This window comes from Microbacterium sp. Leaf288, from assembly GCF_001422925.1.
Classification (GTDB): domain Bacteria; phylum Actinomycetota; class Actinomycetes; order Actinomycetales; family Microbacteriaceae; genus Microbacterium.
Map to the genome: position 1 here is coordinate 502,597 of NZ_LMNI01000012.1, position 13,895 is coordinate 516,491.

Sequence of the window (13,895 nt, forward strand, 5' to 3'; positions counted from 1 at the left end):
GATCCGGAGCACCGCATGAGCACCCTCGTCCACTCCGTCCGCCTGCTGGGCTCCGTATCCGTCGACAGCGACCGCACCGACGGGTGGGCGCTGTTCGAGGGCGGCCGCGTCGCGTCGGCCGGCGTCGGCGGCGATCTCCCGGCCGCCGACCAGGTCGTGGACGGCGGCGACGGATGCCTCGTCCCCGGCTTCATCGACATCCATGGGCACGGCGGCGCCGGCGCGAGCTTCGACGACGGGCCGGAGGCCGTGGCCACCGCGCGGGCCATCCACCGCGCCCACGGCACGACGCGCGCGGTGCTCTCGCTCATCACCGCGCCGATCGACGACCTCGCCGCGCGCGTGGCGATGGTCGCCGACCTCTGCGACGCCGATCCGACCGTCCTCGGCTCGCACCTCGAGGGTCCGTTCCTCGACCCCGGCCACAAGGGCGCGCACACCGAATCGCTCCTGCGGGCGCCGGACGCGGCATCCGTCGACCGCCTGCTCGAGGCGGGACGCGGCACGATCCGCCAGGTCACACTCGCCCCCGAACGCCCAGGCGCCTTCGATGCGATCCGGCGCTTCGTCGACGCCGGCGTCGCGGTCGCGGTGGGCCACACGAACGCCGACGCCGACACGACGCGGCGAGCCTTCGACGCCGGCGCGACGCTGCTCACCCACGCGTTCAATGCGATGCCCGGAATCCATCACCGCGCCCCCGGCCCGGTCGTCGCGGGCCTGCGCGACGAGCGCGTCACGCTCGAGATCATCGCCGACGGCGTGCACGTCGACCTCGAGCTCATCGCGACGCTGTTCGCCGTGGCCGGCGACCGCATCGCACTCATCACCGACGCGATGGCCGCGGCGGGCTCGCAGGACGGCCGGTACGAGCTGGGCGGCCTCGCGGTGCGCGTCACCGACGGCGTCGCGAGGCTCGAAACCGGCGGCGCGATCGCCGGCTCGACGCTCACGCAGGACGCCGCGCTGCGCCACGTGGTGGGCGCCGGCGTGCCCCTCGAGGTCGCCTCCCACGCCCTGAGCCGGCAGCCCGCGCACGCGATCCACCGCGGCGACCTCGGCACGCTCGACATCGGCGCGCCCGCGGATGCCGTGCTGCTCGACGACGCCCTCACGGTGCGTCGCGTCTGGGTCGGCGGGCACGCCGCCTGAGCGCGCGCTCGCGCGCACGTGAAAGGCGGGGCCGAAGGTCCCTCCCCCGAGATCCCTCCGAGCCCCGCCTTGTCCGCGGGATTCCCGCGGGGGCGGCCGCCGTCGTGCCCCACACAAGGCGGCCTGCCACTCTGACCAAAGAGACGGCGAGACCCCCGATCTATTACGCGAGTTCTGGAAAATCGCTCGAACGGATGCTGCGCCCTCGAGTCGCAGCCCTGGTCAAATCCGGAGGCGGCGACGACAATGGAACGAGCCGCGGCCTGCACCCGGGATCGACGTCGTCGATGTGCGCCGCGGAACTGGGGGACCCATGGACCACGAGGAAGTGCAGGAGCACGAGACGGAGGTCGTCGCTGACGCCGACGCCGATCTCGTCCTGCGGACGAGATCGGGCGACACCGACGCGTTCGCGGAGCTCTGGCGACGCCACTACCGCGCAGGCGTCACCGTCGCGCGCAACATGACCTCGAGCCTCGATGCCGATGACCTCGTGCAGGAGGCGTACACCCGCATCTACCACTCGATCGTCCAGGGCGGTGGGCCGACCGGATCGTTCCGCGCGTACCTGTTCACCAGCATCCGCAACACCGCTGCGGCGTGGGGGCGCGCGCGCCGCGAGACCGCGTACGAGGAGCTCGACGGCGTCGAGGACCCCTCGGGCGCCGAGCACGAGAGCGAGGCCGCGCTCGACCGGGGCCTCACACATCGGGCCTTCCGCAGCCTGCCGACGCGGTGGCAGGAGGTGCTCTGGTACTCCGAGATCGAGCGCATGAAGCCCGCCGAGATCGCGCCTCTCCTGGGCATGAAGCCGACGGCGGTCGCCCAGCTGACGTTCCGTGCGCGGGAAGGACTGCGCGAGGCCTGGATCCAGGCGCACCTGCGGTCGGTGGCCGACGGCTCGGACTGTCAGTGGACCATCGAGCGCCTCGGCGCTTACTCCCGTCTCAACCTCGGCCGCCGCGACCACGCGAAGCTCGAGCAGCATCTCGGCCGCTGCGTGCGCTGCTCGATCGTCGCGAGCGAAGCCAAAGAGGTCTCGAGCCGGCTGGCGCTCGTGCTGCTGCCCATCGCGTTGGGCGCCGTGGGCACGGCGGGCTACCTCGCGACGGTTCAGGGCGGCGGCGCTTCGCTCGTGACGCTGGCTTCGATGCCGTCGAGCGTCGTGCACAGCACGGTGACCATCGCGCCGGGCGGAGTCGTCGGTGCGGGTGCGACCGCGAGTGCGGGTGCCGGTGCGGCGGCGACGTCGGCCGGCGTGGGATCGGCGGGGGCGGTCGGCGCAGCAGGGGCGGCGACCGCCGTCGCTTCGTCGGCAGCGGTCTTCGGCACGTCGGCGGTCGCGGGCATCGGTGCGGCGTCCGGGCTCGCCGCCGCCGGCCTCGTCGTCGTCAGCGGCGTGGTCGCCGCGGCCGTGATGCTGCCGGCGACCGCCGGCCCCGAACCGGCGCCGACGCCCACGCCGACGAACGAGGTCTCGGCCGAGAACGTGAACGCCCCGGCGATCCTGCCGGAGGAGACCGGCGACACCGCGCTCCAGCTTCCGGCCGATCCGGGCCCCGGGCCGGCAGACGTGCCCGTGGTGAGCGACGCCGCTGCCGGGAACGACGAGGCACAGGGCGGCGGCGCCACGTCTTCGGGCGGCGGCAAGGCCACGGGCCAGACCGGCAACGGCAACGCGCAGGGCGAGAACGGCAACGCGCAAGGCAACAACGGCAGTGCCTCGAGCAGCAACGGCGGCGCCCCGGGCAGCAACGGCGGCGCCTCGGGCAGCAACGGCAACGCGCAGGGCAACAACGGCACCGCGAACACCGGCAACAACGGGAACGCGAACGGCAACGGCAACAGCAACAGCAACGGCGAGTCGGGCAACAACGGGAACGGCATCGGGAACACCGGCAACTCGGGCAACGGCACGCCGACGAACGGCACGGGCAACGGCAACGGCGGCACCACCGGAAACGGCGGTTCGACCGGGAACGGCGCTCCCACCAACGGCACCGGGAACGGCAACGGCGGCACCACCGGCGCCGGAGCGGCCAAGCGCAGCGTGAGCATTCCGAACGGCCTCGGCCGCGGCGTCGTCGACCGCACGGCGTCCGCGACCGCCGCAGAGGCGCCCGCGGACGCTCCTGAGGCGGCTGACACCCTGCCCCTCGAGACGGTGCCTGCCGACGGCGGCAACTGACCCACCGCCGTAGACTGGAAGCCATGTCCGACACGCCGAACGTCACTCCCGCGCGCCCTGCCGAACCGGCACCAGGAACGCGCACACCCCTCTCGGCGGTCGACATCATCGCGTTCGTGTGCGAGATCTTCGCGTTCGGCACCCTCGCACTGTGGGGCTTCACGATGTGGCCGTTCCCGTGGAACATCGTCGCCGGCGTCGGGGCACCCGCGATCGCGATCCTCCTCTGGGCCTTCTTCGTGTCGCCGCGCGCCGTGTTCGCGGTGCACCCCTTCGTCCGCGCAATCGTCGAGCTCCTCGTCTACGTGTCCGCGACCGCCGCCTGGTGGTCGATGGGCAACGCATGGATCGGCCTCGCGTTCGGCGTGGTCGCCGTGACCGCCGGCCTCATCGCCGGCCGGCGGCACCTGTCGTGATCTCGGGCGCCGACGCGCTCGACCAGCTGCGCGCGGCACTCGGCGATCGCGTCGACACCTCCCCGGCCTCGCTCGCCGCCGCGCGCGCCGACAAGTCCGGGCACGCGGCATCCGGTCGCCCCCTCGCCGTCGTGCATGCCCGACGCGTCGATGATGTGCAGCAGACGCTCCGCATCGCCGCAAGCACCGGCACGCCCGTTGTCACCCGCGGGGCCGGCACCGGCCTCGCCGGCGGTGCCAACGCCGGAGACGGGGAGATCTCGCTGTCGGTGCGCGGCATGGACCGCATCCTCGAGGTGCGCCCCGACGACCTCCTCGCGGTCGTCGAGCCGGGCATCCTCAACGCCGACCTCAATGCCGCGCTCGCCCCGTACGGCCTGTGGTGGGCGCCCGATCCCGCGAGCCGGGCGATCTCGACGGTCGGCGGCAACATCGCGACCGGAGCGGGCGGACTCCTCTGCGCGAAGTACGGAGTCGTGCGCGACGCGGTGCTCGGCGTCGACCTCGTCCTCGCGGACGGTCGACTGCTCCACCTCGGCCACCGCACCGTCAAAGGCGTCACGGGCCTCGACCTGACGTCGCTGGTCATCGGGTCCGAGGGGACACTCGGCGTCGTCGTCGGCGCGACCCTGAAGCTGCGACGGCTGGTGCCCGGCGAGGTCTGCACGATCGCCGCCACGTTCCCCGACGTACGGGCGGCGGCCGAGGCATCCTCCGCCGTCACCGCCTCCGGTGCGCAGCCGGCGATCATGGAGCTGATGGATGCCGCGTCCCTCGCCGCCGTGCATGCTCTCCTGGCACTCGAGGCACCGACTCCGGGAGCGGCGCAGCTCACCATCCAGACCGACGGTCCAGCCGCGATCGCCGAAGCCGACGCCATCGCCGACGTGCTCCGTGACGCCGGAGGCACGGCCGTGGTCTCGCACGACCGCGAAGAGGGAGAGCGGCTGCTGGCGATCCGCCGGTCGATGCACCCGGCCATGGAGTCGCTCGGCACAGCCCTCATCGAGGACGTGTCGGTGCCCCGCAGCGCCCTGCCCGCCATGTTCGACGAGATCGCCCGCGTCGAGCGCGAGCACGGCGTCGTGATCCCGACCGTCGCCCACGCCGGCGACGGCAATCTGCATCCCAACTTCATCTTCGATGCCGAGCCCGACGAATTCGGCGTCGTCGAGGCGCCGGATCACATCTGGGCGGCCGCCGACGACCTCTTCCGCGCGGCCCTGCGCCTCGGCGGCACGCTCACCGGCGAACACGGCGTGGGAGTGCTCAAGCGCCGCTGGCTCGCCGACGAGCTCGGCGAAGACCAGTGGGAGCTGCAGCGTCAGATCACCCGCGTCTTCGACCCCCAGGGCATCCTCAACCCCGGCAAGGTCTTCGCGCGCTGAGCCGACGAGGGAGCCTCAGATGCCCTGCCAGTCGGGCTTGTTGTCGTAGGCGTAGCGGTAGTAGTCGGAGCGGGTCAGCTGCGATGCGGCGGCCTCGTCGACGACGATCGTCGCGTGGGGGTGGAGCTGGATCGCCGAGCCCGGCAGGGACGCCGACAGCGGGCCCTCGACGGCGCCGGCGACCGCGGCCGCCTTGCCCTCGCCGAACGCCAGCAGCACCAGGTGCCGCGCACGCAGGATGGTGCCGAGGCCCTGCGTGATGCAGTGCATGGGGACGTCGTCGATCGAGTCGAAGAAGCGGGCGTTGTCGCGACGCGTCTGCTCGGTGAGCGTCTTCACACGGGTGATCGACGAGAACGACGAGCCGGGTTCGTTGAAGCCGATGTGGCCGTCGGTGCCGATGCCGAGGATCTGCAGGTCGATGCCTCCCGCGTCGCGGATGGCCTCGTCGTACTCCTCGCCGTGGTGCTCGATGCCCTCCGGCGTGCCGTCGGGCGTGCGGATGAGCCCGGGGTTGAGGCCCAGCGGCTCGACGACCTCGCGTGTGATCACCGAGCGATAGCTCTCGGGATGCGCGGGGTCGATGCCCACGTACTCGTCGAGCGCGAAGCCGCGCACGCGCGACAGGTCGACGCCCTCCAGCCGCGAACGCAGCGCCTCGTACACGGGCAGCGGCGTGGACCCGGTCGCAAGACCCAGGACCGTCTCGGGGTTCGAGCGGATGAGCTGCGCGATGTGGTCGGCGACGAGTGCTCCTGCCGCCGCCTTGTCGCGGACGATGACGATCTCAGCCATGGGTCAGGGCCTCCTGGGTGTCGTGTGCGGCATCGCCCTCCGCACCCACCAGCGCGGCGCCGAGCGCAGCGGCCGGCGAACCCGGCGGCAGCAGCTCGACCCGGTCGGCGAGGTGCAGCGAGCGCATGAACGGGGATGCCTCGGCGCTGGCTGCGAGCTCGGCTGCGACATCCGTCATCAGTCGGTCTCCCAACGCCGTCACACCTCCTCCGAGGACCACGATATCGACGTCCGCCGTCAGCACCAGTACCCGGATCGCGGCGGCCACGCCGCGGGCGAGCCCGGCGCGCAGCTGCCGCGCCGACGGGTCGCCCGCATCGGCCGCGTCGAAGACGTCGCGCACCGGCAGCGCGGAGCGCTGGGCCCAGCGCTCGGCGATCGCACCGCCGCCCGCGAAGGCCTCGATGCAGCCGCGCTGACCGCAGCGGCACGGTGGTCCGTTCGGATCGACCGAGATGTGACCGACCTCGCCCGCAGTGCCGCGGGCGCCCCGCCAGAGGATGCCGTCCGAGACGATTCCCGCGGCGATGCCGGTGCCGAGGTTGAGGTACGCCATCGAACCGGGCGCCGGTGCGCCACCCCGCGTGTGGAGCGCATGCGCTCCGAGCGCGGCGGCCTTGACGTCGTTCTCGACCTGCACCGGCACTCCCAGCTGGGGCCCGACGGCCGCGGCGAGGTCGAGCTCGTCGACGCCGAGGTTCACCGCGTGCACCACGCGGCCGGTGCCCGGCTCGATCTGACCCGGGATGCCGACCCCGACCGACCGCACCGCCGAGAGGTCGACGCCGGCCTCGGAGCCGAGCGCGCGCACGGCGTCGAGGACTGTCTGGGCCACAGCATCCGGTCCCCATCCCGTGGGGATGCGGAGGCGACCCGCGATCGCGCCGTCGGCGTCCACCGCGACGGCGTCGGTCTTGGTCCCGCCGACGTCCAGCCCGACCCTCATCGGCCGACCTCCCCGTGGGAGGCGGCGTTGTCGTTCGCGCGCATCAGCCCTTGACCGCCCCTGCCACCAGACCGCTCGTCATGCGGTGCTGCACGAAGAGGAAGAACACGATCACCGGAACCGCCATGATCGTCGACGCGGCCATGACCAGCGCCCAGTCCGTCGCCTTCGTCGCCTGCACGAAGGCGCGCAGCCAGATGGGCAGCGTGAGCGACTCAGGCCGCGTCATGATGACGAGGGCGAAGACGAACTCGTTCCAGGCCTGGATGAAGGCGAACACGCCGGTCGCGATGAGGCCGGGAGCCAGCAGCGGGAACGTGATGCGCCAGAAGGCGCCCGCGCGGCTGCATCCGTCGATCATCGCTGCTTCCTCGAGATCGGCAGGCACGCCGTTGACGAAGCCTCGCAGCGTCCAGATCGTGAACGGCAGCACCGTGGCGATGTAGACGAAGCTCAGGCCGATGATCGTGTTGAGCAGGTACCAGCCGTCGAGCATGCGGAACACGGAGACGATCATCGCTTCTGCGGGGATCATCTGGATCACGAGGATCGCGACGATGAACGAGGTGCGGGAGCGGAAGCGGAACCGCGAGACGGCGACCGCGCCCAGGAACGCGAAGACGAGGGTGACGACGAGAGTGAGCCCCGTCACCGCGACCGAGTTGAACAGCGCGTTGAGCAGGCTGTCGTCGGTGAGGGCCTCCTGGTAGTTGCTGAGCGTGAACTCGTCGGGCCACCAGTGCGGGGTCGTCGAGCGCACGGCCGACGCCGGAAGCAGCGAGGTGTTCACCATCCAGTAGACGGGGAACAGCGACGAGACGATCACGACGAGGGCCGCGACGTTCAGGAACACACGCGAGACGACGCGGCGAGGACGGGCGGTCATGACTCTTCCTTCAGCATCGTACGGATCCAGTACCCGGAGATCGCGAGGAGGATCACGACGAGGACCACGGAGATGGCGCCGCCGGCGCCGAGGTCGCCCGACGCCATGGACACGCTGTAGATGTAGACGCCGATCGTGTTCGTCTCGGCGCGGACGCCGCCGATCGACTGCAGCGCATAGATCTGCGCGAAGACGCGCAGATCCCAGATGATCTGGAGGACCAGCAGCACGAGGAGGATCGAGCGCAGGTAGGGGAAGACGATGAGGCGGAACCGCGCGAAGCCTCCCGCCCCGTCCAGCGAAGCCGCCTCGAGCACCTCGTCGGGCACCTGGGACAGCGCGGCGTAGGTGCTGAAGGCGACGAACGGGATCGCACCCCACGTGATGATGATCGCCGCCACGGCATAGAAGCTCGTGGGGTCGATGAGCCAGCTGTGACCGACCCAGTTCTGGCCGGTGATCTGCGTGAGGACGTAGTTGACCAGGCCGTACTGCGTGTCGAAGATCCAGCCCCACACGATGGTGGCGGTCAGCGCGGGCATGGCCCACGCGAGCAGGAGCGACACCGAGACCGCGGTGCGCATGACGGCGCCGAGCTTGGTCATCATGACGGCGATGGCCACGCCGAGGAGCATCGTGGCGACGACGCTCACGACGCAGAGCGCCACGCTGCGGCCGAGCACGGCCCAGAACTCGGGGTCGGTCAGCACGGCGACGTAGTTGTCGATCCCGATGAACTCGGGCGGGGCGCCGAAGATCTGCGCGCGGCCGAACTTCTGGAACGACATGATCACGAGCTGCACCAGCGGCCAGCCGATGAAGACCGCGAGCATGATCAGCGCCGGCGTCAGGAGCGCGAGGGGTGCCCAGGGAAAGCGGCGCCGCTTCGGACGTTCGGGGTCCTGCCGTGACGCGGACGGCGGGGCCGGGGGCGCGGGGGCCTGTGCGGGGACGGTGGTCATGGCGAACCTCCTCTCAAAAGATTGTGTCGAGCCCTCTGCGGGCATGGAACGGGGTGCCTCGCGGCACGAGGCACCCCGTTCAGTGATGTCAGCCGTTCAGGATCGATTCGATCTGCTCGTCGGCAGCGGTGGCGAGCTCCTTGATGTCGCCGCCGTTCGCGATGTTGACGAACAGGTCCTGCATGATGCCCTGCGCCTCGACGTCGGCCCAGTTCGGCGAAGCCGGCGTCAGCTTGGCGTTGGCAGCGGCCTCGGCGATGACGGTCGCGAGCTCCGGCGTGGCCGCGGCGACCTTGTCACCGAGCGAGACGAGCGCCGGAACGAGGCCGTTCTCGGCGAGGATCGTCTGGTACTCGTCGCTCAGCATGATCTCGAGCGCGCTCTTGGCGAGGTCGGGGTTCTTCGACTTCGCGGCGATGCCGACGTTCGAGCCGCCCGCGAACACCTGAGCCGCGCCGCCCTCCATGCCCGGGAGGGCGTAGTAGCCGGTGATGTCGGCGACGGCGGTCGGCTGCTTGTCCTCGTCGGCGACGATCGACCAGTAGGCCCAGCTCGGAGCCGAGTACGTGGCCGACTGCTCGGTGCGGAAGGGCACCCAGCCCTCGGTCTCGTCGCCGTCCTTCGGTGCGAGCGAGGCCTTCGTCATGAGCTCCTGGACCTGCGCGAGACCGGCGAGCGACTCGTCGCTCGACAGCTGCGCGTCCCACTCGTCGCCGTCCTGCACGGCGATCTCGCCGCCGTTCTCCCAGATGAAGGGCAGCGCGTTGTACCAGTCCTTGCCCGGGAAGTAGACGCCCGAGACGCCCGGCAGCGCGCCCGCGAGGGTGACGCCGTTCGACACGTACTCGTCGAGCGTGGTGGGCACCGCGACGCCCGCCTGCTCGTACATCGCCGTGTTGTAGAAGACGACGCGGGCGCCCGAGTAGTACGGCGCGGCGTACAGGGTGCCGTCCCAGCTGCCCGCCTCGACGAAGCCGGGGAGGAGGTCGTCGCCGCCGAGGTCGCCCTCGATGTCGGCGAGGCTCAGGAGGGCCCCGCTTGAGGTGAACGCCGGAGCCTGCGTGTTGCCCATCTCGACGATGTCGGGGCTGTCGTTCGACGACAGGCTCGTGGTGAGCTTGTCGACGAGGCCGGTCCACTGCTGCTCCTCGATGACCAGCGTCGACCCGGGGTTCTCGTCCTCGAAGGTCTTCTTCAGGTAGTCGCGAGCGTCCTGCGGCGTGTCGGTGCCGACCAGCCACACACGGATCTCGGCGCCCTCGTCGGCCGACGAGCCGCCGTTGTCGCTGCCGCCGGCGCAGCCGGCGAGCACCAGTGCCGAGGCGCCGATGAGCGCCACAGCTCCAAGCGTCTTCTTCATGGTGTCTTCCTTCGTTTTCGGTGTTCTCTTGGTGTTTCGGCTGGGCCGGGTGGCCCTTCCGTGGATCGGATGCTCCGCGGGGAGCGCTCCGTGTTGTTTCGGGATCCGGGGGATCCCCCGGGGAATCGCGCTGTGTCAGGACACCCCGAGTTGTCCGGACAGGACCATGACGGCCGCGCCGCGCAGGACGATGTCCTGGCCTTGCTCCGTCATCCGCACCCGCACGCCTTCGTCGACGGACGGCGCAAGCGTGCGCGCGCGGAGTGTCTCGACGGTCTGCTCCGCAAGGGAGCCGCCGAGGAGTTCAGGGGGGCCGGAGAGGACGATCTCCGACACATCGAGCGCGCCGACCACCGGGGCCAGGGCGATGCCGAGCCGCTCCCCCGCGTCGCGGAGGATGCCCTCGTGGGCGGCGGGATCGGCCGCCGCGTTCAGTCGCGAGGTCAGCGACGGCACCGAGAGCCAGGCTTCGAGGCATCCGACCTTGCCGCATGCGCATTGCGGGCCGCCGTCGGTGCCGACGGTGACGTGGCCGATCTCGCCCGCGGCGAAGCGGCTGCCGCGCATGGGCTGGCCCGCCAGCAGCAGCCCGGAGCCGACGCCTCGCCCGACCTTGACGAGCAGCACGTCGTCGGGAGCGCCGCCGAACGTGTACTCGGCGAGCACGGCTGCGTTGGCGTCGTTGGCGACCAGGACCGGAACCCCGAGGGCGTTGCGCAGCGCGCCCTCCAGGTCGAAACCGGCCCAGCCGAAGTTGGGTGCCGTGAGGATGACTCCCCGATCGTCGACGACACCGGGGGTGCCGACGCCCACGCCCAGCACCGGCGCGTGCGACTCGGCGACGAGCGCGCGGGCGAGTTCGACGACCGTGTCGACGAGAGCATCGGCCGCGGGGACCGCGACCTCGCGACGCGCGACGATGCCGCCGTCGAGGGTCAGGACGGCGCCGATGAAGGTGTCGCTGCCCGACAGGTCGAGCCCGATGATGCGGTGACCGGCGTGGTCGAGGTCGACGAGGATCGCGGGCTTGCCAGGACCCGAGGCCTCGCGCACCCCCATCTCGGCGACGAACCCGTCGGCGATGAGCTCGGCCACGAGGTCGGAGATCGTGACCCGGGTGAGCCCCGTCTCACGCGACAGGTCGGCGCGGCTCATCGCGCCCTGGTGGAACAGGGTCTGGAGCACGAGCGAGCGGTTGTGGCCGCGCGCGTGCTCGGGAAGGACCTTCGCACCCTGGCGGAGCGTGCGTCCGGGGGCGAATGCGCGGGCATTCGTGGTGGGGCTCTGCGGCGCGTCGATAATGGAAGGGCCGCGTCGCGCTTCCGTGTTGGGCATGTTTGTTAGTAGACCTTACGAACTAACATTTCGCAAGTCTCCGACCCAATTTGGGCGGATGCTTTACAAAACCGTGATCCGCCACGTTCTGATCGTTACCGAGGTGCGCGCGGGTTTCCTGCCGTGACCGGCGGTTCGTGCGTGACCAGCCCGTGACCTCGGCACCCAGGCGCGTCGCCTACCATGGGGGGGGAAGCGTTGATCACAGTCGGGGGTGTGGCGTGACTAATCTGGCGACCGAGTCGCAGGGCAGGAAGGCGTCCGGGGATGACGCCGTCCAGGCCGAGCAGGCCGTCGAGGACGAGCAGTCCGAGTCGGCGGAGACCACGGAATCGAATGCCGTGAACGGGACGGATGCTGAGGCCCCGGCGGATGCCGAGACGGCCGATTCCGTCGTGCCCGCGGACGCGGAGGACTCCCCCGCTGGCGAGGCGGACGAGACACCCGAAGCTGAAGCCGAGGCTGTCGACGACGCAGAAGAGTCGCCCGAAGCCGAGGTCGACGAGGCCTCTGAGCCCGCAGCCGCTGAGGGCGGCGCTCCCACGGACGAGGCAGAGCCCATCGACGAGGCCGCGGAGCCCGTCGACGAGGCAGAGCCAATCGACGAGGCCGCGGAGCCCGTCGACGAGGCAGAGCCCATCGACGAGGCCGCCGAGCCCATCGACGAGGCAGAGCCCATCGACGAGGCCGCCGAGCCCATCGACGAGGCAGAGCCCGAGTCATCCGTCATCGCCGACACCGATGCCGATGCCGATGCCGATGCCGAGACGGTCGCCGTCGCGACGACCGCGCTCGCACCCGCCGCGGACCTCTCCGCCGAGCCCGCGACCGCCGTCGCCACGGCCACCGGGACCGCTCCGGCCGACGGCTCCCCCACCTTCGCGTGGGCGCCGGCCGAGCCCCAGCCGAAGAAGAAGCGCACCGCGATCTGGGTCGGTGCAGCCGCGGGTGTCGCCGTGGTCGGTCTCGTCGTCTCGTCGCTGGTGCTCATCGCTCCCGGCACCACGGTCGCCGGGGTGCCGGTCGGGTGGCTGACGCCTGGCGCGGCAGCCGACGCCATCGAGCAGCGTCTGGCCGAGACCACGGTCGTGCTCACCGGCGCGGGCGAGGACGCCGAGGTCACCGGCGCCGAACTGGGCGCCGCGGTAGACGCGAAGGCCCTCGCCGACGCCGCGTTCGCGCAGCACCCGATGTGGAACCCCACCGCGTGGTTCGCCGCGACCGATGCCGAGATCGAGCTCGACCCGGCGTCCGCCACTGCAGCCCTCCGCGAGGTCGCGCCGCAGCTCTACACCGACCCGACCGACGCGACGCTGGCGTTCGACGCAGCCACCGCGTCGTATGTCTCCACGCCGGCCGTCGCCGGTGCGGGGATCGACGTGGCCGCCGTCCAGGGCGCCATCCAGGCGGCCTTCGAGGCCGGCGAGACGCGCGTGCAGCTCGACCCGGTCCCGTCCGAGGTTCCCGCCGACATCTCTACCGAGACCGCCGACGCGACCGTCGCGCAGCTGAACGGCATGCTCGACACGGCCGGCTTCTATGTGGGTGAAGAGCGTACGGTGCCGATCGACCGCGCGACGCTGGCAGCCTGGCTGACCGTCGCACCCGACCCCGAGAACGCCGCGTACGACATCACCGCCGACACGGCCGCGATCCAGGCCGCGGTGGACGCTCTTCCGGCGGCGGTCAATCGGCCGGCCGAGAACGGCGCCGTCATCACCAACTCGGCCGGCAAGGTCCTCCGCGAGGAGGCGCCCGGGATCTCGGGACGCGAGGTCGGCGACACCACGAACTTCGCCTCCGACTTCGCCACGCAGCTGGCCGCCGGCAACGCGGTGTTCGAGACGCCCGTGACCGAGGTCGCGCCCGTCGTCTCCACGTTGGCCCGCACCGTCGAGGTCGACCTGTCGAGCCAGACCGCGACCCTCTTCGAGAACGGCAACGTGGTCGCCTCGTACACGATCTCGTCGGGGCTCTCCGGCACGCCGACGCCCACCGGCCACTTCACCGTGAACGCCTTCACGCGCGTCCAGGACATGGGCGCGCTGTGCTACAACCCGGCCGCGGTGAACAGCTACTGCACGAAGGACGTGCCGTGGATCACCTGGTTCGCACCGGACATCGCGTTCCACGGCGCGTCGAACTTCCGAAGCCGTCTGGGCTTTCCGCAGAGCCACGGCTGCGTGAACATGTGGAACGACGATGCCAAGTTCGTCTACGACTGGACCGCGCGCGGCACCGAGGTCTGGGTCCACGCCTGACCGCGGTCACGCCTCCACGCTGACCCGCCGCCGCGCGGGTCGGCGTGCTCCAGCGGCAGCACTGCGCGACCTCGGGATCAACAGCCCCGGAGACGACGGGAGGGCGGATGCGGCAGCATCCGCCCTCTCTCGTACGTCAGGCGTTCACGTTTCGACAGGCCCGCCGCTGACGCGTCGGACGCTCGACGACCGGGCTTCCTGCTCGA

The 13,895-nt window shown here is 71.3% G+C and carries 11 protein-coding genes; 5 read left to right on the forward strand and 6 right to left on the reverse strand.

Features of this window, described 5'->3' with window-relative positions; all coding sequences use genetic code 11:
* Positions 1-15: 15 nt before the first annotated feature.
* The 4 genes from nagA (at position 16) to ASF40_RS15905 (ending at position 5,144) form a co-directional block, all read left to right on the forward strand.
* On the forward strand, positions 16-1,152 hold the full coding sequence (gene nagA, locus ASF40_RS15890; protein ID WP_056370761.1) for an N-acetylglucosamine-6-phosphate deacetylase: 1,137 nt from the start codon (positions 16-18) through the stop codon (positions 1,150-1,152).
* A gap of 313 nt (positions 1,153-1,465) precedes the next feature.
* On the forward strand, positions 1,466-3,340 hold the full coding sequence (locus ASF40_RS15895; RefSeq protein WP_056370764.1) for an RNA polymerase sigma factor: 1,875 nt from the start codon (positions 1,466-1,468) through the stop codon (positions 3,338-3,340).
* 23 nt (positions 3,341-3,363) lie between these two features.
* The gene (locus ASF40_RS15900; protein WP_056370766.1) at positions 3,364-3,756 is read left to right on the forward strand and encodes a YrdB family protein; all 393 of its coding nucleotides are present in this window, start codon (positions 3,364-3,366) and stop codon (positions 3,754-3,756) included.
* Positions 3,753-5,144 carry an FAD-binding oxidoreductase gene (locus ASF40_RS15905; protein WP_056370768.1) on the forward strand — a complete coding sequence of 464 codons (1,392 nt, stop codon included), beginning with the start codon at positions 3,753-3,755 and terminating at the stop codon, positions 5,142-5,144. The genes ASF40_RS15900 and ASF40_RS15905 overlap by 4 nt, the downstream gene beginning before the upstream one ends.
* Positions 5,145-5,159: 15 nt before the next feature.
* Here ASF40_RS15905 and ASF40_RS15910 read toward each other — a convergent pair whose 3' ends face one another.
* The 6 genes from ASF40_RS15910 to ASF40_RS15935 form a co-directional block, all read right to left on the reverse strand.
* The gene (locus tag ASF40_RS15910) at positions 5,160-5,939 is read right to left on the reverse strand and encodes a glucosamine-6-phosphate deaminase (RefSeq protein ID WP_056370770.1); all 780 of its coding nucleotides are present in this window, start codon (positions 5,937-5,939) and stop codon (positions 5,160-5,162) included.
* Positions 5,932-6,885 carry an ROK family protein gene (locus ASF40_RS15915; RefSeq protein WP_056370772.1) on the reverse strand — a complete coding sequence of 318 codons (954 nt, stop codon included), beginning with the start codon at positions 6,883-6,885 and terminating at the stop codon, positions 5,932-5,934. Before ASF40_RS15915 ends, ASF40_RS15910 begins: the two co-directional genes overlap by 8 nt.
* Positions 6,886-6,928: 43 nt before the next feature.
* A complete protein-coding gene (locus tag ASF40_RS15920) occupies positions 6,929-7,771 on the reverse strand; it encodes a carbohydrate ABC transporter permease (RefSeq protein ID WP_056370774.1) in 843 nt (280 codons plus the stop codon).
* Complete coding sequence (locus tag ASF40_RS15925; protein ID WP_056370776.1) at positions 7,768-8,733, reverse strand: carbohydrate ABC transporter permease; 966 nt, start codon at positions 8,731-8,733, stop codon at positions 7,768-7,770. The genes ASF40_RS15920 and ASF40_RS15925 overlap by 4 nt, the downstream gene beginning before the upstream one ends.
* A gap of 88 nt (positions 8,734-8,821) precedes the next feature.
* Positions 8,822-10,093 (reverse strand): extracellular solute-binding protein, encoded by a 1,272-nt coding sequence (locus ASF40_RS15930; protein WP_056370778.1) that lies wholly within the window; start codon positions 10,091-10,093, stop codon positions 8,822-8,824.
* 135 nt (positions 10,094-10,228) lie between these two features.
* Positions 10,229-11,428: an ROK family transcriptional regulator gene (locus ASF40_RS15935; RefSeq protein WP_082497112.1), complete on the reverse strand. Its 1,200-nt coding sequence runs from the start codon at positions 11,426-11,428 to the stop codon at positions 10,229-10,231.
* 221 nt (positions 11,429-11,649) lie between these two features.
* Here ASF40_RS15935 and ASF40_RS15940 point away from each other — a divergent pair, with 221 nt between their 5' ends.
* Positions 11,650-13,689, forward strand: coding sequence for a L,D-transpeptidase family protein (locus tag ASF40_RS15940; RefSeq protein ID WP_056370780.1), 2,040 nt, complete (start codon positions 11,650-11,652; stop codon positions 13,687-13,689).
* Positions 13,690-13,895: the final 206 nt, after the last annotated feature.

Bases quoted from the DNA above. Each gene is read 5' to 3' on its own strand.
- ASF40_RS15910 (WP_056370770.1), bottom strand. From the start codon at position 5,939: ATGGCTGAGATCGTCATCGTCCGCGACAAGGCGGCGGCAGGAGCACTC.
- nagA (WP_056370761.1), top strand. From the start codon at position 16: ATGAGCACCCTCGTCCACTCCGTCCGCCTGCTGGGCTCCGTATCCGTC.
- ASF40_RS15900 (WP_056370766.1), top strand. From the start codon at position 3,364: ATGTCCGACACGCCGAACGTCACTCCCGCGCGCCCTGCCGAACCGGCA.
- ASF40_RS15925 (WP_056370776.1), bottom strand. From the start codon at position 8,733: ATGACCACCGTCCCCGCACAGGCCCCCGCGCCCCCGGCCCCGCCGTCC.
- ASF40_RS15895 (WP_056370764.1), top strand. From the start codon at position 1,466: ATGGACCACGAGGAAGTGCAGGAGCACGAGACGGAGGTCGTCGCTGAC.
- ASF40_RS15915 (WP_056370772.1), bottom strand. From the start codon at position 6,885: ATGAGGGTCGGGCTGGACGTCGGCGGGACCAAGACCGACGCCGTCGCG.
- ASF40_RS15930 (WP_056370778.1), bottom strand. From the start codon at position 10,093: ATGAAGAAGACGCTTGGAGCTGTGGCGCTCATCGGCGCCTCGGCACTG.
- ASF40_RS15935 (WP_082497112.1), bottom strand. From the start codon at position 11,428: ATGCCCAACACGGAAGCGCGACGCGGCCCTTCCATTATCGACGCGCCG.
- ASF40_RS15920 (WP_056370774.1), bottom strand. From the start codon at position 7,771: ATGACCGCCCGTCCTCGCCGCGTCGTCTCGCGTGTGTTCCTGAACGTC.